Here is a 17,355-nt window from a genome sequence, read left to right on the forward strand (position 1 = left end):
GCGCTCCGCGGCTCAGAGCTAGAGCTGGCTCAAGCGAGAAGCGGTCGGAGTCCTCAAGCCAAGCACGATCATACTCAAACAAGATAGTTTCGGTACCACGGACGCGATCGCTTCGCGCCAGTCCGATCGGACGTGTGTGGCCGTGAAGGTCGAGGTGAATTTCAAAGTCAGCCATCGCGTGACGGTCTTGGCGATCGCTTCGGGTGAGCGTGCTTGGGCAACTCCGCACTTGCCAGAGCCTGGCCGACGCTGTCGTTACTAATGTCGGCGACTTGGCTCAGCCCGTCCAGCAGGCCGAGTGCCTGGAGGACGCCTGCATAGATGCCAATGCTCACATTGGTGTCGCCGGCCTCGATCTTTTGAAGCGTTGAGCGTGAGGTGAAGGCACGTTCGGCTACCACCGCCATAGGGAGGCGGCGACGTCGGCGTGCGTCGTGGATGTCCGCGCCCAACTTGCGCAGCGCGCGCCGCACAGCGGCAGGAGGGTTATGAGGTGTTGGCATTTGCAACCTTCGCACTACAAATCGGCTAGATATGTAGCACGAAGCTTACAATTGCTCCAGAGGGATGTTTCGTCGCGCGACTGGCGGATGAGCGGCGCTCGTATCCTATTAACTACCCGACTTCCAATCAACAGGAGTATGAATGTTCGAACTTTCGCGACGGCGATATTGTCTACACGCGGCCGCCTGTTTCAGTGACCACTCCCGACGCGAGCGCGCCGCTATCCGGTCGAAAGCGCCGGACAATCATTGATCGGCAATCGCATCTCGCACTCGAGAGCGTCCATGCCATAAGCCTGCGCAAAATCCGCGCAGAAACTGGCGTCCTTGGCCAGCAGACGGCTCCTCAGGATGCACGGATCGGCTGTTCCCGTCTTCTTCGACGAGTTGTCTCGTTTTCTGCTGCAGGGGCCGCCTACAATCTCTCCGGTTTTCTTCCCTGCCCGCACGGAAAACACGGCGGAACCCAGCCGATCCATGCTACATCTGTCCTATCGTGCGCTTCGCGACTGCGCCTAGACGTATCGTCTGATATTTCATGCTCATGACCGAGTGTCTCGGTGAGCGAGCCCTTCTACGCAACAAATTTAAAGGAAATCCATGAACCGCACACCCCGCAGGCCGGCCAATCCGCTCGATGCTGCTGAAGCCCTGTTTAAGCCCGCCACCAAGGCCCCGGCTGCACCTGTAGAACGGCAGGCAATCCCCTCCACCCGGGAACCGGTATCGATCAGGATCGACACCGACGTGCTCGCCTTCTTCCAGGAAGATGGCCCCGGCTGGCAGGACCGCATCAACGCGGCGCTGCGCGAGACCATGGAAGCCAGCCGATGACATCGGTTTCCGGTATGATGGGCCTACCGTCCGTGTCAGGGTGACAATAGACGGCTGGACGGCGCCAGCAGCCCTGACCTATGCACGGATCAGGCGCGTCGAATGCGCTTCTGTTGGCGAGTCTCCGTTGCGATACGTGCACGGCTGGAGGCTGGCTGTCGCTTCCAACCTGTTGCGTAAATCGAACCTGCGCATCGGCAATATCGGCTGCCACGTCGGCTACGATTCCGGGGCCGCCTTCAGCCGGGCGTTCAAGACCCTGTGCGGCCTGTCGCCACGGCAGGCGCGTTCCACGCCGGCCCAGAGTTCTATCGCGCGCAGTTTGGAGAGCGGGCGACCCCGAAAAGGCTGAAGGCGGCTGTTCTGATCTTTGTATTCACCGATCGATGTTTGATCTCAGTCAGACGACGCTAGCTTCTCCGCAAGCGTATGTGATTGCACTCATCATGTAGTCCGCAGCCGTGAAATTACGGCAACTCGTCAGCAAATGCGGTTCTCTCAGCCGGCCTTACCTGAAAGGGGAGGACGCCGCCTCCGCTCGTCTTCAAGGGATATGCACAAGGTAAATTGCTTGATTGACATTTGTCGAAATGTATTTGACACTTGTAAAAATCGCTCCATTGGAGATGGAGCGTGATGCATGATTGGTCCATCGTGAGATGGCCCGATCGCGGGAGGAACTTGGGTGGAACATCTTCTGGAAGTCGAAGGGCTGGCAAAGTCCTTCAATGGCGTCGCGGCGCTTCGCGACGGCCGGTTTCAGCTCAAGGCTGGATCCGTGCATGCGCTATGCGGTGGCAATGGCGCCGGAAAATCCACCTTCCTCAAGATTTTGATGGGTATCCACAAGCGCGACGCGGGATCTATCCGGCGACGGGGTGTGGACGTGGAATTCTCCGGTCCGGCGGCGGCTTTGGCATCAGGCATCGCGATCATTGAGCAGGAGCTCAGTCCGGTGCCGCACATGACGGTCGCCGAAAACATCTATCTCGGCCGTGAGCCGTCAGGACGTTTCGGCGGCATCGACTTCAAGACCATGAACCAGAATGCGCAGCGGCTGCTGGAGCAACTCGAGTTCAACATCCGCCCGACGCAGTTCATGATGAATCTCTCTGTTGCGCAGATGCAGCTGGTCGAAATCGCCAAGGCGTTGAGCCATGACGCTGAAGTGATCTTCATGGACGAGCCGACCTCAGCGATCGGCGAAAAGGAAGCACAGCAACTCTTCAAGACGATCGAACGGTTGAAGGCCGGGGGCAAGGGCGTGGTCTACGTCTCGCACCGTCTGTCGGAGATTTTCCAGATCGCCGACGCCTACACCGTGTTCCGTGACGGTTCGTATATCGGTGCGGGTGACCTTGCCGATATTGATCGCGCGGGACTGATCCGGATGATCGTCGGCCGTGAACTCGGCGAGGAATATATCAAGACCAACACGCCCACCGATGTCACGGGGTTCGAGGTCGTAGGGTTGACGGCGAGCGGCAAGGTCGAGGACGTATCGTTCTCCGTGAAGAAGGGCGAGATTTTCGGCATCTATGGGCTGATGGGGTCCGGCAGATCGGAGATCTTCAACTGCCTCTTCGGTCTCGACCGGATGGATAGGGGCGAGATCAGGCTCGATGGCAAGGCGATCACCGTCAGCAAGCCTGTCGAGGCCATGGAGCAAGGGCTTGCCCTCGTCACCGAAGATCGCAAGCTGACAGGGCTCAATCTCGTCGATAGCGTCAGGGGCAACATCGCGCTTGCCAGCCTGCCGGAGTTCAGCCCGGCTTTCGTCATGCGCCGCGGCCGCGAGCAGGCGGCCAGCCAGCAGATGATCGAGCGTTTCGGCATCAAGACCGCACGCGACACCATGGCGGTCTCGGGACTATCAGGCGGCAACCAGCAGAAGGTCGTGCTGGGCAAGTGGTTCCTGCGCAACCCGAAGGTGCTTCTGCTCGACGAACCGACGCGCGGCGTCGATGTCGGCGCCAAGCGCGAAATCTACCGGATCATCTGCGAATTCGCAGCCACGGGAGGCACGGTGGTGATGATTTCATCGGAGATAGACGAGGTGCTCGGCATGTCCGACCGCATTCTCGTGATGCGCAACGGCCGCTCGGCGGGCGTCTACCCGCGGGTGGAAACCGACGCGCAAGCGCTGGTGCATCTGTCGACGTAACAGGTGCGCCGCGAATTTCTCAATACGGATCGGCATGGGAAGAGGGTAGAAACAGTGTCCCTTACAGATAACAAACCAACGACGGGCTGGTTCAACTCGGATCGCCGCAGGCTGCTCATCCAGGAATATGGCATCTTCCTCGCCTTCCTGCTCTTGTCCGTGATCCTGTCGGTGTCGAACGAGTACTTCCTGACGGCCGGCAACATCTCGAACGTGCTGCTGCAGACATCCATCAACGGCGTGCTGGCGATCGGCATGACCTTCGTCATCCTGACGCGTGGTATCGATCTGTCGGTCGGTTCGGTGGTGGCGCTTGCCGGCATCATCAGCGCCAGCTTCGTCACGACGTCGGCAACGGCCGGCATTGCGGGTGCCCCGTACCCTGCCATCGTCGCATTGATTGCCGGTATCGCGGTCGGTCTGGCCTGTGGCGCTGTCGTCGGCTTCATCGTCTCGCGCTTTGCCGTCCCGGCCTTCGTCGCCACGCTCGGCATGTTGTCGGCAGCACGCGGCATGACGCTGATCTATGGTGGCGGCAAGCCTGTCCCGGCGCTGATCCCCGAGTTCCGCTGGATAGGTACCGGAAACATTCTCGGCGTGCCGATGCCGGTGGTGATCCTGGCCGTCGTCTTCATCGTGTCCTGGTGGGTTCTGACTCGCACCCGCTTTGGCCGCTACATCTACGCGGTCGGCGGCAATCCGCATGCGGCGATCACCTCCGGCATCAACGTCACCCGCATCCGTTTCACGGTCTACTGCATCTCGGGCTCGCTCGCCGGTCTCGCCGGAATGATGCTCTCGGCCCGCACGGGATCTGCGCTGCCGCAAGCCGGTATCGCCTACGAGCTCGATGCCATAGCGGCCGTCGTCATTGGCGGCACCAGCCTCTCGGGCGGTGTTGGCCGGGTGACGGGAACGCTGATCGGGGCGCTGATCATCGGCGTCATGAACAACGGTCTCGATCTGCTCGGTATCCAATCCTACTACCAGCAGGTGCTCAAGGGCGCGCTTATCGTCGGCGCCGTCATGCTGGATCAGAAGCGAAATCAAGGTCTCTGACCTCATCATTCGGATCGCATCCGCGGTCCGTCGACCAACCGCGCGTCATAACGGCGACGGATATCTCTAAGGAGGAGAAAAACATGAAGAAACTGATGCTCGCCCTCGTCGCTAGCGCTGCAATCCTTGCCGCGCCGGCGATGGCGCAGGACAAGAAGCTGAAGATCGGTGCAACGACTTACGGCCTCAATGCCGAATTCATGCAGATCTGGTCGGCCGCGCTGAAGCAGCATCCGGCGGTCAAGAGCGGCCAGGTGGAGCTGACGGTATTCGACGGCCGCTATGATGCGCTGGTCCAGCAGGAACAGTTCAACACCATGATCACCCAGAAGTTCGACGCGATCATCTTTGTGCCGATGGACGTCGAGGCGGGTGCCGCAGCTGTTCAGGCCGCCCACGATGCCGGCATCCCGGTCGTCGGGTCCAACGCCCGCGTCAACTCCGATCTCCTGACCTCCTACGTCGGATCGAACGACGTCGAGGCCGGTGAACTGGAAGCCAAGGCCGTTCTCGACAAGATGGGTTGCAAGGGTAACCTCGTCATCCTCGAGGGCCCGATCGGCCAGTCCGGTCAGATCCAGCGCCTCGAAGGCAACGAGAAGGCGCTGAAGGCGTGCCCTGACGTCAAGGTTCTCGAAAAGCAGACAGCCAATTGGTCGCGTGCGGAAGCCCAGACCCTGATGGAGAACTGGCTGACATCGCATCCCGGCCAGATCAACGGCGTCATCGGCCAGAACGACGAAATGGCGCTCGGCGCTATTGAAGCGATCAAGGCCGCCAACCTGAAGGTCGAAGACTTCGCGATCGCTGGCGTCGATGGCGTTACCGATGCGATCAATGCCGTCAAGCGTGGCGAGATGGCATCGATCCTGCAGGACGCCAACGCACAGGCACAGGGTGCTCTCGACGTGGCCATCAAGGCTGCGAACAAGGACGCCAAGCCGGAATCGGCGATCTGGACCCAGTATCCTGACATGAAGTGGGAAGAGGGCGCATCCAAGGACTACCTCGTCCCGTGGACGCCGGTCACCAAGGAAAATGCCGACAAGCTGCTCGAATCCCGCAAGTAAAAAATGCACCGCCGGGGCGGCGTCGCGCCGCCCCGGCATCCACATCGCAAAGGCTTGAAGAGATGACAGACACTTCTCCCCAGATTGACCTCAATTTCCCCCTGACCGGCAAGATCGCTGTCGTCACGGGTGCCGCGTCCGGGATCGGCTCGGCGATATCCGATGCATTGACTGCAAAGGGCGCGACGGTCGCTGTCCTGGATATCAATGCCGATATCGCAAGCGCCAAGGCGGCTTCGCTTGGTCATGGGGCTAAATTCTTCGTCTGTGATGTCTCGCAGCCTGATTCCGTCAATCGCGCCATATCCGACGTGGTCGCCGCTTTCGGCCAGGTAGACATTGCCGTCAACAGCGCCGGCGTCGTGTTCCTGGCGCCTGCTGAAGACCTGTCGCTCGACTATTGGGACAAGACGATCAACATCAATCTCAAGGGCAGCTTTCTTGTCACGCAGGCTGCCGGCCGCGCCATGATCGCCGCCGGTAAAGGCGGCAAGATCATCAATCTTGCGTCGCAGGCTGGCACCGTGGCCATTGAAGAGCACGTGGCTTATTGCGCCTCGAAATTCGGCGTCATCGGTATGTCGAAGACCTTTGCCGCCGAATGGGGCAAGTACGGCATAACCGTCAACACTATCTCGCCAACTGTGGTCCTGACCGAACTCGGCAAGAAGGCCTGGGCGGGCGAAAAGGGGGAGGCCGCCAAGAAGCGGATCCCCACCGGCCGCTTCGCTTATCCCGAGGAAATCGCTGCCGCTGCCGTCTTTCTGGTTTCGGACGGCGCGAACATGATCAACGGCGCCGATCTTCTGATCGACGGCGGCTACACCATTCTCTGAGCCGGAGCGCCAGGACATTTTTAAGGAGATCCCATGCAGCGGTTCGTCAACAATCCCGATCTCGTCGTCGAGGATACAGTCAAGGGCTTCATCAAGGCCCACTCCGATATCGTGCGGCTTGCCGAAAACCCGCGTGTTGTCGTCGCCAAGAACGCGCCTGTGAAAGGCAAGGTTGGCGTGATCACGGGTGGCGGTTCTGGCCACGAGCCCGGTTTCATGGGCTACACTGGCAAGAACATGCTGGACGCCGTCGCCGTGGGCGAGCTGTTCTCGTCGCCGACCGCCAAGAGCTTCCACGATGCAATTCGCGAAGCCAATGGCGGCGCGGGCGTCGTCTGCCTCTATGGAAACTATGCTGGCGACAATATGAACGTGAAGATGGCGACCAAACTTGCCGCCAAGGACGGCATCGAGGTCGCGACCGTCGTTGCCAATGACGACGTCTGCTCGGCACCGCTGTCCGAACGCGAAAAGCGCCGGGGCGTTGCGGGCGAGATCTTCATGTGGAAGATCGGCAGTGCCAAGGCCACCAAGGGCGGCAGCCTCGAAGAGGTTCGCGCCGCGGCGCAGAAGGCGATCGACAATTGCCGCTCGATCGGCGTCGGTCTCGGTCCTTGCACCCTGCCGGCCGTCGGTCATCCGAATTTCCAGATCGAGCCGGGTACGATGGAAGTCGGCATCGGCCACCACGGCGAGCCTGGCGTGCGCGTCGAGCCGCTCAAGACTGCGGTCGAGGTGGCCAAGGACATGTGCAAGATCGTGCTCGACGATCACAATCTTCCGGAAGGCACCGAGGTTGCTGTTCTTGTCTCTGGCCTGGGCGCCACGCCGCTCAATGAACTCTACATTCTCAACGACACGATCGAGAGCGAGATCAGCGGCCGAGGTCTCGTTGTCTACAAAACCTATGTCGGCAATTACTTCACGTCGCTTGAGATGGTCGGCGCGACGCTGACGGTCTTTGCTCTCGATGACGAGACGAAGCCGCTGCTCGACCTCGAAACGTCCTGCACAATCTTGCTCTAGGGAACGCTGACATGCAAAGTTTCAAGAATGCCTCGGCGGGCGCCATCGTTCTTTCAGTGGCCGGCCGTATCGTTGAAAACCGGGCTTATCTCAGCGAGATCGATGGCAAAATTGGCGACGGCGACCATGGGGTCAACATGGCCAAGGGGTTCGGCATGGCGGCCGAGCGTCTGAAAGGGCAGGACTCATCGCTCAGTGGCGCGTTCGAGACGCTGGGCACGTTGCTGATGACCGAAATCGGCGGCTCAATGGGCCCGCTCTATGGCGTCATGTTCACCGAATTCGGTGAGACGATCGAGGGCAGGGATATCGTCGATGCCAAGCTATTCAGCCAGATGCTGCATGCTGGCCTGGATGGCATTCAGTCGATCGGCTCGGCCAAAGTCGGGGACAAGACGCTGATTGATGCCTTTGTCCCGGCGGTCAATGCTTTCGACGAGGCGACAGCATCCGGAAAGTCTTTCGCCGATGCGCTCGCGGCTTTGGCGGAAGCAGCCGAAAAGGGGCGCGATTCGACGATCGATCTGGTCGCCAAGATCGGCCGCGCCAGCCGCCTGGGCGAACGCTCTCGCGGCGTTCTGGATGCGGGCGCGACCTCCTGCGCCCTCATACTTAACGAAATTTCAATCGGCGTTGCCAGCCGGCTTGAGGGCGGCTGATCAGACGGTTTGTCTCCCAAGACAGCGCGGCCTCGTCCCCTGGCGGCGGGCCGCGCGCCGCGCGGTTGCAATGCGTTGGTATTGGCGGCATCTTCCCGGCAGATCTAAGCGGGAGTTCATTCCAGAGTGGCAGCGGTTAAGACCCAGCAGGCGCGAAAAGCAGGCGCAGGCAAGAACGACCTCGCACAGGCGCCGGACGCCATGCCGTTGCGCTACGGCGACGACCCCTATGTCTGGGCATGCTGGCTCTACTACGAAGACGGATTAACTCAAGGCGATATCGCCGAGGTGATGGGCATATCCCGCGCAACGGTGAACAGCTATCTCGCCGACGCACGTGATCGCGGCATCGTCAACATTGCTATCGAACCGGCACGGCTTGCATCGCTCACCGTTGCGCAAGCGCTCAAGCGGCATTTTGGCCTTGCCGACTGCCTCGTCGTTCCGAGCGAGGACACCGCCAGGCCGCTGATCGACAGGATCGGCGTTGCCGGCGGCCAAGCGCTACATCGATTGATCAAATCGGGCGATACCGTCGCAGTGTCGTGGGGCCGCACGGTGCTGGCGATCAGCGAGCGCGCCGAGGTTCCAGGATTGCAGGATGTCACCGTTGTGCAGGCAACGGGCGGCACGCGCGCAAGCTTCGCCTATACGCCTGAACTCTGCGCCGCGGCGCTGGCCACCGCCGTCAACGGCAAGCTGATCAACATCTCCGCACCCGCCATCGTCTCGGCGAACGCCGTGCGGGAGTCGTTTATGCAAGAGCCGCTGATCGAGAGCCAATTCGGTGCTCTTGCTGGTGCCAACAAGGCGCTTTTTGGCATTTCGTCGCTGCGCCCCAATTCCACCATTCATACCAGTGGCTTCTTCGAATCTGTTCCACTGCAGGATTATCTAGCCAAGGGCGCTGTCGGAGTTGTGGCGGGCCGCTTTATCGACGGCCAAGGCCGCGCGATCGCAGGACCGCTCGACGACAGAACGATCGGCATTTCACTTGAGATGCTGAAGAACATCGATCTGCGCATTGCCGCCGCCGGCGGCTTCGACAAGGTGCCGTCCATTCTTGCGGCGTTGCGCGGCGGCTATGTCAACGTGCTGATTACCGACGCGGCGACCGGCCGCGGCATTCTCAACGCCGATGGCGTGACCGATATCGATCAGCGATCGCCCCAGCGCCTGCGGCCGGAAAGCCAGACGCCTCTACCGCCGGCCGCGCGAACGCGCGTGAAGAAATTTCTCAACGATCCCGACAATGTCGTCGAAGAGATGCTGGATGGCGTGGTGCGCGCCCATCGCAAGTATCTTTCGCCGATCGAAAAATCGCACCGCGCGCTGGTTGCGCGCGACGGACCAAGACCGGGCAAGGTAGGGCTGGTCATCGGTGGTGGATCCGGACATGAGCCGGGATTCCTGGGCTATGTCGGCAAAGGTTTGGCGGATGCCGTCGCGATCGGCAACATCTTCTCGTCACCGCCTCCCATACCCATCCTGCATTGCGCGAAAGCTGCATCCGGCGGCGCCGGCGTTCTTTTCGTTTATGGCAACTACGCCGGCGATGTGATGAATTTTGAAATGGCGGCGGAGATGGCAGAGGCTGCGGGAATTCCCGTGCGAACGGTTCTTACCACCGACGACATCACCTCTTCGCCGATCGAAGACCGGGATGGGCGGCGCGGCGTGGCGGGCAATTTTTTCACCTTCAAGATAGCTGGTGCGGCCTGCGATCGCGGTCTGCCGCTCAATGCCTGCGAAGCCGTGACCCGCAAGGCGAATTTACAGACCTATACGGTCGGCGTGGCGCTTGAGCCATGCTCCATGCCGCAGACGCAACGGCCCAATTTCGAGATCGGCGCCGAAGATATCGAGTTCGGCATGGGCATCCATGGGGAGCCGGGCGTCATTCGCGAAAAGATGATCAGCGCCGATGAGATCGTCGACAGGGTGATGGATCGGATATTCCTGGAGATGAGGGCGGCCAAAGGCAGCCGCGTCGCCGTGCTCGTCAACTCGTTCGGCGGGACGCCGATGATGGAGCTCTATATCCTGTTCAGACGTGTCGAGCAGCGGTTGAGTGCCAAGGGCATTGCGATCGAAGCCAATTGGGTCGGGCACTACTGTACGTCGCTCGACATGGTCGGGGCGTCCATCTCGATCATGGAGCTGGATCAGGAACTGACGGAACTCTTGCACCATCCCTGCGACACCGCGGTGCTGAAGATAACGTAAGATCGGCATGCACCGGCCTCATCATCGGGCGTCTTGTGCACATGGGAGGGAAACAATGGCAGAGAACGATGCGCGCAGGCTCAACCGGATGTTCAATCGGATATCCAGCTTGATCGCGGCAGAAAAAGACTACCTCACCGAGCTTGACGGCGCGATTGGCGATGCCGACCATGGGATAACGATGTCTCTTGGCTTTGGCGCCGTCGCTGGTGAATTGGCACGGTCCGATCTCGACGAGATGCCGCCGTCGGTTGTGATGACAACCGCAGCATCGGTGTTTCTCAACGCCGTCGGCGCCTCGACAGGCCCTCTTTATGCGACAGCGTTTTTACGTTCCGCAAAGGCACTGGAAGGCGGGCAGTCTCTGGACGCTGCGGGCCAAGTCGCCATGTTGGAGGCGATAACGCTTGGCATACAGGAACGCGGGAAGGGCCAGCGTGGCGACAAGACGATGCTTGACGCCTGGATTCCGGCCGCCGAGGCGGCTCGTGCAGCACTCGTGCGCAAAAGCGGGGTAAGGGAACTGTGGCGTGACGTGGTGGTGGCAGGCGAGGGTGGGGCGGAGGCCACACGTTCAATGGTGGCGGTGCGCGGACGAGCGGCGCGGCTTGGCGAGCGATCCCTCGGCCATGTCGACCCGGGCGCGGCTTCTGCGGTTCTGGTTTTGAAAGCGATGATGGAAGTATTCGCGGATTGAGTTGATCAGAGCGGCATTTGTCGCGTGACATCCGATAGCAATGCTCCATCCGATTGGACCGGGAACACAGCTTCAGCGGCTGGAGGCAAAGGGCTTTGTGCGACGGGCTTGCGCGAGAACATACGCCAAATGACCGATTGCAGAGGAAAGCGGGCCAGAGCAAGATTGTCGCCGGTTCGGACGCACCAGCACGATGTCAGGGCAGCGGCTTAATCAGCCGAAGCCTGTTGCCAGGTGCAAACTCAACGATACGGTCCTGCTCCAGGGCTTCGAGCACCGCCGTGATCTCATCCTGCGTAAACCCCGCTGCATTCAAGGGAACCCCGAGTTCGAAAAGGTTGATCGTCACATCCGGATTTCCTTTCATCGCACGGAGCCGTTCGGTTATTGCGGCTTCGGTATCTTCAAATCGGCCCATCTCAACTCTCTGCCCGCTTCATCTCCGGCGGGAACGTAGAGGAAACTGCAGCAATTGTCGCGCTATGGCTTCACATTGCTTCGAGAGCGATGAGGCTTCAGGTGCGATCCAGCGGCCAGATCGGCCGCTTTACATTGACGTAGGGCCGCAACTCCGCGCGCGGCGTGGCCAGAGCGCCGCTGTAGCAGACGACGACCTGGCCGGCGAGTGGCTCGAAGGCGGCGCGGAAATGCTGCATCGACTTCAATACCAGGAATTTCAGCGATGCAGGGTCGCGCCGCGGGACGGCCATGGGACCAATGCACGCGAGTTCGCGTGCCACCTGCCGTTAACAGCACGTTTGACGATTCCGATCTCCTTTCGCTACGCGGTGGTCTGCAGGAGGCATTTTCGTGCGGTCTGGAGATCGTTGCCTTCGATCCCAACCGGAACGATTATCTGCTGCTGCCGATCTTGCGTGGCCCTGCCGAGAAATAAGCCGTGCCGGCGGGGCATGACGGTGGGAAAGATGCGCTGATAAACTTTTGCCCTGCAGCCGCCGAAATACGAATCGAGGCCGGGTCCTGCCAACGCCGCTTACGCGACGCCCGCGATTGCCGCCCACACAAGCGTTCAATATTTCTTCTTGCGAACGATCTTGTTGCCGCGTGGTCCGCTCACGACAGGTGTTCGCTCACGGTTTTCCGCAAGCAGGCTGCGCCAGCGTTCCAAGCGATCGGCGGACAGGGCGCCACTTGCAACAGCTGCCTGGACGGCGCATCCGGGTTCATGGGCATGGGTGCAGTCGCGAAAACGGCAAAGCGGCGCCAGCTCGGTGATTTCAGCAAAGAGTGTATCTATGCCGTCGGCAACATCGCTTACGTAAAGTGTTCTTATTCCTGGCGTATCAATGACCCAGCCGCCGCCTGAAATTGCGTGCAGGGATCGAGCCGTGGTCGTGTGCCGGCCCTGTGAATCATATTCCCGGATCGCGCCCGTCTTTTGCTTCGCGTCAGATTCCGACCCCGTCATTGTGTTCACAAGCGTCGATTTTCCGACACCGGAGGATCCCACCAGCGCGACGGTCTGACCTGCGCCGCACCAAGGTCTCAACTGCGACACTGCATCGGCAGAGCGCCCGTTCAGGGCGACGACAGGCACATCCCGTTGTAGCGCCCCGGCTTCCGCCATGAACCTGCCGGCGTCTTCAGTGACGTCGGCCTTTGTCAGTACAATCACCGGGCTACTGCCGGCTTGGATCGCCATGATCAGGTAGCGTTCCAGCCGGGCGAGATTGAAATCCGCATTGCAGGAGGTGACGATGAACAGCGTGTCGATGTTGGCGGCAACAAGTTGCTGGCCACGTCCACCTTCCGGGCATCGTTGAAAGACACTCTTCCGATCGAGACGGCGGACAAGCATACCGGTCAGGGGATCGGCAAGAATCCAGTCGCCCACCGCATATTCAGCGGTGTTGGCGTGGGCTGGAAGTTCAATTCCGGCCGGTCCAGTGACGTCGATTGCCTCAAGACGTGCGCGGTGAACTGAAGCAATCCGTCTGGGGATCAAGTCCGCCTCGCCGGGCTGGACCTGTTTCGCGAAGAACTCAGACCACCCAAGCAGTTTAAGCGGTGACGAAAGGGGGAAGCTGGTCAATCTTGCACCGCATCGGGTAAGGTTGTCACATTCGTTTCTCAATGCTGTTTCGCGGTTTATCGCCTAACGGCGTGGCTGATCCCGCTTTGGCAGAGAGGTTGCGTAAGCTGCAGCCTCGCCGGGATAGGGGAAATCCTCCCCAAGCTGACGGTCACCGTCATAGACCTTGAAGGCAGGCCCATCAATTTCAACGATCTTATAACCGTTCACGTATTCAAACTTCGGTGTTTTCCAACCCAAAAAGTTCTCCAGTACCGTTTCACAGTTTTGAGAATGATACACAACAGCTCATGCCCCGTCGGCTGTCATCTACCACTTGCTGACACAAAATGCGATCAATCATCGCGGCAACGAAGATGAACATTTCAAGTAAGCGCTCTGCCAGGCACTCACATGACCCGGCTGTCCAAGGGTCGGCAACACGCCGGTTTCAGCTCAAAGCCCCGGCGAGATAGGTTGCCCAGCGCGATTGACCATCGGCGGATCCGATCAGGTCTTGGCGGATCTCGACCAGCACGGCATCCAGCCCCCGGTCTTCGCCATGGACAGGGATGGCGTAGTCGCTGATCCGTTCGATCACGTAGGGGACATTCGCTCCTATCCTCAACTTGGTGATCTCCGTCAGGCGGTCGATGATCTGCCGTCCCAGTCCGAACGACTTACCAAACAGGATGCCGGCGTGCCAGGGACGCTGCTCTCCCAGGAACACTGGGGTGAACGAATGGATCGCAATGATCTTCGTTGGCCGTCCTTGCTGCTGGCGCAGGTCGAGATGCCGCGAAATTGCGGCCTGGAACGGCGTGAATATTCTTTCTGTTCTGAGTTGCCTGTCTTCGGCCCCAAGCAGGAAATTGCCGGGAATATCGGTTGCTTCGGATCGCTCGGGAATGCTTGTCGGGCTTCCGGGCGGCCTGTTGAGGTCGATGAGAAGCCGCGAATACTTGCCGATGAAACACGGGGCGTCGAGATGCAATGAAAGCGCGCGGCTTACGGCTTCTGCTCCGATATCCCAGGCGATATGGCGAACCAGGTCTTCGGGCGGTAACCCGAGGCCGTCAAACACCTCCGGAATGTAATTCGAGGCGTGCTCGCAAATCAGCACGATCTCGGACTGGCCTTCGGCGTTGAGCACCTCGACCGGATCTGGCCACGCGTGAAAATCTGATGTGCGGCTGTTCAATAGACCGCCCTGTAGCTGGCGCAGATCGCCTCCTCGTCGAGGCCTTCAAGCGACTTGATTTCGAACGCCTTCATTCCCGCAAAAGTGTCCAGAAATATCTTCGGGAACCATGAGGTGACGACCTGATCGCCTTGCAGTGCATTGAGGGCGTCCTCAAGCGTTTCCGGGAGCCGTCGAAGACCCAGCTCTGCGCGGTCTGCTTCCATCAGTTCGTCGGGGTCGCCGGAGTGAACGGGCGGACAGGGCAGCCGCGCCTTCAGGCCTTCCAGACCGGCGCGAACAATGGCCGCCAGCGCCAGATAGGGATTTGCCGTCGCGTCGGCAGCACGATATTCGACGTTGAAGCTTTTCGCCGGATCGTTGCCGCCGATCGTCACCGTCGGGCATATCCTGAGGGTCGCTTCCCGGTCCTTGTCGCCGAGCCAAGTGTAGGAAGAGCTCCAGTTGTGCGGCTTCAGACGATAGTAGGAGGAGACGCTCGACGCCGTTAATGCGGTGATCGCTGGAAGATGCTTGAGGATGCCGGCGCAGAAGGCGCCAGCCGCTTCCGACAGTCCCGATGGCCCTGAAGCGTCATAGGAGGCCGGTTGTCCATCGGCCCCGACGAGACTGAAATGAATATGGACACCGTTTCCGACCGATGACGGCGATGTCTTCGGGGCAAATGACGCCTTCCAGCCGCGGTTACGGGCGATTTCGCGGATGATCTCTCGCAGAGCGACGGCACGGTCGGCGGCTGCAAGTCCGTTTGACGGTGCATTCGTCACCTCGAACTGGTCTTCCCCATATTCCGAGATGATGACTTCAGGTTTGAGACCGGCTTCGTCGAGCGCCTCCATCACCTGCGAGGCGAAGCCATCCACGCGCCGCAAGCCGGCAAAGGACATCACATGTTCGCGTGGCAGGCCGGCGTCCAGCAGTTTGAACTCGTGTTCGAAAGCGGCAACGATCGTCAGTCCGGTCTGTGCCTTCAGGTCATCGAGAGCATTGGCCAGGATGGTTCTGGTGCAGCATGCCCAGGGCTGGCCGTCCAGTTCCACAAGGTTGCCCGGCACCATATCGAATGGCGTGTCCGCGCCGGTCTTTGCGGTGCGGAATCGGGCTGTCGCGTCCGGCAGCAATCGCAGATCGCCCGAAGAGCCCCACGGATTGGGATGCGCAATGACGTTGAACGGCGTCAGCGAAAGGTTCGCCTGCAGCCAGCCGACGCCGCCCGTAAGCATCTTTTCAAACGCGCTGCTGGCGACAAAGCGGCCCCGGGTCACCGCAGCAATGTCGGTCGTGACGATCCCGGTCAGAGCCCCGGCGCCGGTCATGCAGCCGACCTCGCAGCCAGGCGGTTGACGACCGTATCGGTGTCGGTGACCCAGCAATAGCCACCGAATGCCTTCAAGGCGATGTCATGGCGTTCCTGGGACGCGGCGGCGCAGGCGTCGGATACGCAGGTCACGTAGTAACCGCGATCTGCCGCGTCTCTGACGGCCATGTCGACGCATTGGTCGGTCATGATGCCAGAGATGATCAGGTAGCGGATACCGAGATTCTTGAGAACGTAGTCGATGTTGGTCGAGTTGAAGACGCCGGACGACGTCTTCGGGATGAGGATCTCGTCATTCCTCGGGCCGAGATTTTCAGGAGGAAAGCCCTCAGGGCTGCTTGGCGGGATATGGATTGGCGTCAGCTTGTGATCGAGCGATCTGTCACGGCCATCATCCGTCAGGCTCTGGATGATCGTGTGCAACACCTCGATGCCGTTCGCTCTTGCCGCTGCAAGCAGGCGCTCGTTGTTCGGAATGGTGACCGATGCCGTCTGGCGGTAGAAATAGTGATCGGGACCACGCTCCGGATGATCGGGATCGAGCCCCGGTTCCAGCCAGATGCGCTGCATGTCGACGAGCAAGATCGCCGTTTCGCCTGGGACGTAAGGGGCATCCCGCCTCAGAAGTGGGCTAGGCATCGCTTGTGGTACCTTTCGTGCGCTTGGGGCCGGGTTGGGTGGAGCTGACATTGTCGGCGCCATCGAGCGTGACGGCATTGTAGGCACGCACAGCTTCGAGGCTTTCAACGCGCCTGCGCGTCGCATCGTCGAGCGAGGCGAGAATTTGTGCTACCAGTGCCTCGATCTGGGCCACGGCCGGTGCCAGCGTGTCGTAGGGCGAAGGGACGTCCAGAGGACAGATGATCGTGACTTCGGCATGTTCCGCAATCGGCGAGAGCCACTGATCGGTAAACAGGATGACGGATGTTCCGCGATCGGCGGCCTGCGAGGCAAAGGCGATGACGTCGTTCTGATATCGCCTGTAGTCGAAGGCGATCAGCACATCGCGCTTGCCATAGTCGACCAGAATGTCGAACGACTGTGCGGAAAGCGTGCCGATATCCTGCACGTTCGGCCGAAACTGCGACAGATATCCGGACAGCATTCCGGCGATGTGGCGGCTGAAGCGGCCGCCGACCAGGCCGACGCGTCCCTTGGCCGCCATGATGATCTTGCCGACCTTATCATAGGTATTGCTGGGCGTCGCGCCGATCGTCTTGTCGATGGTCTCGGAGACAGCGTGAAGATAGGCCTCTGCAATGCCCTGGACCGCGCCATCGTGCCTCTTTGCCTCCATCATCAGCAATGGAGAATGGAGACGGGCCTCGACTTCCGACAGCAACCGCTTCTGCAAATCGGGAAAACCCTCAAAGCCAAGCTTGACCGCAAGACGAACGACAGTCGCATCGCTGACGCCTGCCTTTTTGGCGAGATTTCCGGCCGTACCAAGGCCGGACGCCGGATAGTCGGCCAGCAGAATCTGCACGATCCGTTCTTCCGACGGCGTCAGCACCAGCTTTTGATCCAACAGCAATGTCCTGACGTCCGTCACGGCTGCTTCCCCCTGAAGTTCAATCTGCGAAATACAGTAAAATGGCAAAATGTGAAAGGAATTTTTCAGATTGTCCTTTCTGCGGCGCCGTCCCCGTTTCTTGTCGATCTCATTTCAAGCCTTTGCGCTTCATCGCATCATGAAATGATATTGACATCGCGGCGGGCAGAGGCCTAAC

The 17,355-nt window shown here is 60.2% G+C and carries 19 protein-coding genes and 1 pseudogene; 10 read left to right on the forward strand and 10 right to left on the reverse strand.

Annotation, left to right across the window (positions count from 1 at the left end; translation table 11 throughout):
• Nucleotide 1 precedes the first annotated feature (1 nt).
• From AC1DV9_RS24510 to AC1DV9_RS24520, 3 genes and pseudogenes are all read right to left on the reverse strand, one after another.
• Nucleotides 2–175 (reverse strand): annotated as a pseudogene (locus AC1DV9_RS24510) (type II toxin-antitoxin system HipA family toxin); the annotation flags it as partial.
• Entirely contained in the window at nucleotides 168–503 is a 336-nt protein-coding gene (locus AC1DV9_RS24515) for a helix-turn-helix domain-containing protein (RefSeq protein WP_477950353.1), read from the reverse strand. The pseudogene AC1DV9_RS24510 and the gene AC1DV9_RS24515, both read right to left, overlap by 8 nt.
• 221 nt (nucleotides 504–724) lie before the next feature.
• Nucleotides 725–982 carry a hypothetical protein gene (locus AC1DV9_RS24520; RefSeq protein WP_477950354.1) on the reverse strand — a complete coding sequence of 86 codons (258 nt, stop codon included), beginning with the start codon at nucleotides 980–982 and terminating at the stop codon, nucleotides 725–727.
• A 121-nt stretch (nucleotides 983–1,103) separates the two neighbouring features.
• Between AC1DV9_RS24520 and AC1DV9_RS24525 the strand changes: the two genes are divergently transcribed.
• The 10 genes from AC1DV9_RS24525 to dhaL (AC1DV9_RS24570) all read left to right on the forward strand — a co-directional run bounded on the left by AC1DV9_RS24525 (nucleotide 1,104) and on the right by dhaL (AC1DV9_RS24570) (nucleotide 11,074).
• Nucleotides 1,104–1,337, forward strand: coding sequence for a BrnA antitoxin family protein (locus AC1DV9_RS24525; protein ID WP_112386867.1), 234 nt, complete (start codon nucleotides 1,104–1,106; stop codon nucleotides 1,335–1,337).
• Nucleotides 1,273–1,689: a helix-turn-helix domain-containing protein gene (locus tag AC1DV9_RS24530; RefSeq protein ID WP_112446046.1), complete on the forward strand. Its 417-nt coding sequence runs from the start codon at nucleotides 1,273–1,275 to the stop codon at nucleotides 1,687–1,689. Before AC1DV9_RS24525 ends, AC1DV9_RS24530 begins: the two co-directional genes overlap by 65 nt.
• A 333-nt stretch (nucleotides 1,690–2,022) precedes the next feature.
• Nucleotides 2,023–3,501: a sugar ABC transporter ATP-binding protein gene (locus AC1DV9_RS24535; RefSeq protein ID WP_477950355.1), complete on the forward strand. Its 1,479-nt coding sequence runs from the start codon at nucleotides 2,023–2,025 to the stop codon at nucleotides 3,499–3,501.
• 54 nt (nucleotides 3,502–3,555) lie between these two features.
• Nucleotides 3,556–4,560 carry an ABC transporter permease gene (locus AC1DV9_RS24540; RefSeq protein WP_112386870.1) on the forward strand — a complete coding sequence of 335 codons (1,005 nt, stop codon included), beginning with the start codon at nucleotides 3,556–3,558 and terminating at the stop codon, nucleotides 4,558–4,560.
• Between the two features lie 83 nt (nucleotides 4,561–4,643).
• A complete protein-coding gene (locus AC1DV9_RS24545) occupies nucleotides 4,644–5,630 on the forward strand; it encodes a substrate-binding domain-containing protein (protein WP_112386871.1) in 987 nt (328 codons plus the stop codon).
• A gap of 62 nt (nucleotides 5,631–5,692) precedes the next feature.
• Complete coding sequence (locus AC1DV9_RS24550) at nucleotides 5,693–6,466, forward strand: SDR family oxidoreductase (protein WP_477950356.1); 774 nt, start codon at nucleotides 5,693–5,695, stop codon at nucleotides 6,464–6,466.
• 33 nt (nucleotides 6,467–6,499) lie between these two features.
• Nucleotides 6,500–7,492 carry a dihydroxyacetone kinase subunit DhaK gene (locus AC1DV9_RS24555; RefSeq protein ID WP_442208294.1) on the forward strand — a complete coding sequence of 331 codons (993 nt, stop codon included), beginning with the start codon at nucleotides 6,500–6,502 and terminating at the stop codon, nucleotides 7,490–7,492.
• An 11-nt stretch (nucleotides 7,493–7,503) separates the two neighbouring features.
• Nucleotides 7,504–8,151 (forward strand): dihydroxyacetone kinase subunit DhaL, encoded by a 648-nt coding sequence (gene dhaL / locus AC1DV9_RS24560; RefSeq protein ID WP_477950357.1) that lies wholly within the window; start codon nucleotides 7,504–7,506, stop codon nucleotides 8,149–8,151.
• Between the two features lie 201 nt (nucleotides 8,152–8,352).
• Nucleotides 8,353–10,377: a bifunctional sugar-binding transcriptional regulator/dihydroxyacetone kinase subunit DhaK gene (locus AC1DV9_RS24565; RefSeq protein WP_112386895.1), complete on the forward strand. Its 2,025-nt coding sequence runs from the start codon at nucleotides 8,353–8,355 to the stop codon at nucleotides 10,375–10,377.
• Between the two features lie 55 nt (nucleotides 10,378–10,432).
• Complete coding sequence (gene dhaL, locus AC1DV9_RS24570) at nucleotides 10,433–11,074, forward strand: dihydroxyacetone kinase subunit DhaL (protein ID WP_477950358.1); 642 nt, start codon at nucleotides 10,433–10,435, stop codon at nucleotides 11,072–11,074.
• 196 nt (nucleotides 11,075–11,270) lie between these two features.
• Here dhaL (AC1DV9_RS24570) and AC1DV9_RS24575 read toward each other — a convergent pair whose 3' ends face one another.
• The 7 genes from AC1DV9_RS24575 to AC1DV9_RS24605 all read right to left on the reverse strand — a co-directional run bounded on the left by AC1DV9_RS24575 (nucleotide 11,271) and on the right by AC1DV9_RS24605 (nucleotide 17,153).
• Nucleotides 11,271–11,492, reverse strand: a complete 222-nt coding sequence (locus tag AC1DV9_RS24575) for a hypothetical protein (protein WP_112540874.1) — start codon at nucleotides 11,490–11,492, stop codon at nucleotides 11,271–11,273.
• Between the two features lie 97 nt (nucleotides 11,493–11,589).
• A complete protein-coding gene (locus tag AC1DV9_RS24580) occupies nucleotides 11,590–11,784 on the reverse strand; it encodes an MlrC C-terminal domain-containing protein (RefSeq protein WP_442208290.1) in 195 nt (64 codons plus the stop codon).
• 320 nt (nucleotides 11,785–12,104) lie between these two features.
• The gene (gene rsgA, locus AC1DV9_RS24585; RefSeq protein WP_442208288.1) at nucleotides 12,105–13,127 is read right to left on the reverse strand and encodes a ribosome small subunit-dependent GTPase A; all 1,023 of its coding nucleotides are present in this window, start codon (nucleotides 13,125–13,127) and stop codon (nucleotides 12,105–12,107) included.
• 430 nt (nucleotides 13,128–13,557) lie between these two features.
• Nucleotides 13,558–14,307, reverse strand: a complete 750-nt coding sequence (locus tag AC1DV9_RS24590) for an N-formylglutamate amidohydrolase (RefSeq protein ID WP_442208286.1) — start codon at nucleotides 14,305–14,307, stop codon at nucleotides 13,558–13,560.
• Nucleotides 14,304–15,623, reverse strand: coding sequence for a glutamine synthetase family protein (locus AC1DV9_RS24595; protein ID WP_477950359.1), 1,320 nt, complete (start codon nucleotides 15,621–15,623; stop codon nucleotides 14,304–14,306). The genes AC1DV9_RS24590 and AC1DV9_RS24595 overlap by 4 nt, the downstream gene beginning before the upstream one ends.
• The gene (locus tag AC1DV9_RS24600; RefSeq protein ID WP_442208284.1) at nucleotides 15,620–16,264 is read right to left on the reverse strand and encodes a cysteine hydrolase family protein; all 645 of its coding nucleotides are present in this window, start codon (nucleotides 16,262–16,264) and stop codon (nucleotides 15,620–15,622) included. The genes AC1DV9_RS24595 and AC1DV9_RS24600 overlap by 4 nt, the downstream gene beginning before the upstream one ends.
• A complete protein-coding gene (locus AC1DV9_RS24605) occupies nucleotides 16,257–17,153 on the reverse strand; it encodes a MurR/RpiR family transcriptional regulator (protein WP_477950360.1) in 897 nt (298 codons plus the stop codon). The genes AC1DV9_RS24600 and AC1DV9_RS24605 overlap by 8 nt, the downstream gene beginning before the upstream one ends.
• Nucleotides 17,154–17,355 lie beyond the last annotated feature (202 nt).

Source organism: Rhizobium sp. 01L410 (assembly GCF_056400165.1).

Excerpts from the sequence above, each read along its gene's own strand:
- AC1DV9_RS24555 (WP_442208294.1), top strand. The coding sequence starts at position 6,500 with ATGCAGCGGTTCGTCAACAATCCCGATCTCGTCGTCGAGGATACAGTC.
- AC1DV9_RS24575 (WP_112540874.1), bottom strand. The coding sequence starts at position 11,492 with ATGGGCCGATTTGAAGATACCGAAGCCGCAATAACCGAACGGCTCCGT.
- AC1DV9_RS24520 (WP_477950354.1), bottom strand. The coding sequence starts at position 982 with ATGGATCGGCTGGGTTCCGCCGTGTTTTCCGTGCGGGCAGGGAAGAAA.
- AC1DV9_RS24595 (WP_477950359.1), bottom strand. The coding sequence starts at position 15,623 with ATGACCGGCGCCGGGGCTCTGACCGGGATCGTCACGACCGACATTGCT.
- AC1DV9_RS24600 (WP_442208284.1), bottom strand. The coding sequence starts at position 16,264 with ATGCCTAGCCCACTTCTGAGGCGGGATGCCCCTTACGTCCCAGGCGAA.
- AC1DV9_RS24515 (WP_477950353.1), bottom strand. The coding sequence starts at position 503 with ATGCCAACACCTCATAACCCTCCTGCCGCTGTGCGGCGCGCGCTGCGC.
- AC1DV9_RS24550 (WP_477950356.1), top strand. The coding sequence starts at position 5,693 with ATGACAGACACTTCTCCCCAGATTGACCTCAATTTCCCCCTGACCGGC.
- dhaL (WP_477950357.1), top strand. The coding sequence starts at position 7,504 with ATGCAAAGTTTCAAGAATGCCTCGGCGGGCGCCATCGTTCTTTCAGTG.
- AC1DV9_RS24525 (WP_112386867.1), top strand. The coding sequence starts at position 1,104 with ATGAACCGCACACCCCGCAGGCCGGCCAATCCGCTCGATGCTGCTGAA.
- AC1DV9_RS24565 (WP_112386895.1), top strand. The coding sequence starts at position 8,353 with ATGCCGTTGCGCTACGGCGACGACCCCTATGTCTGGGCATGCTGGCTC.
- dhaL (WP_477950358.1), top strand. The coding sequence starts at position 10,433 with ATGGCAGAGAACGATGCGCGCAGGCTCAACCGGATGTTCAATCGGATA.
- AC1DV9_RS24530 (WP_112446046.1), top strand. The coding sequence starts at position 1,273 with ATGGCCCCGGCTGGCAGGACCGCATCAACGCGGCGCTGCGCGAGACCA.
- AC1DV9_RS24580 (WP_442208290.1), bottom strand. The coding sequence starts at position 11,784 with ATGGCCGTCCCGCGGCGCGACCCTGCATCGCTGAAATTCCTGGTATTG.
- AC1DV9_RS24545 (WP_112386871.1), top strand. The coding sequence starts at position 4,644 with ATGAAGAAACTGATGCTCGCCCTCGTCGCTAGCGCTGCAATCCTTGCC.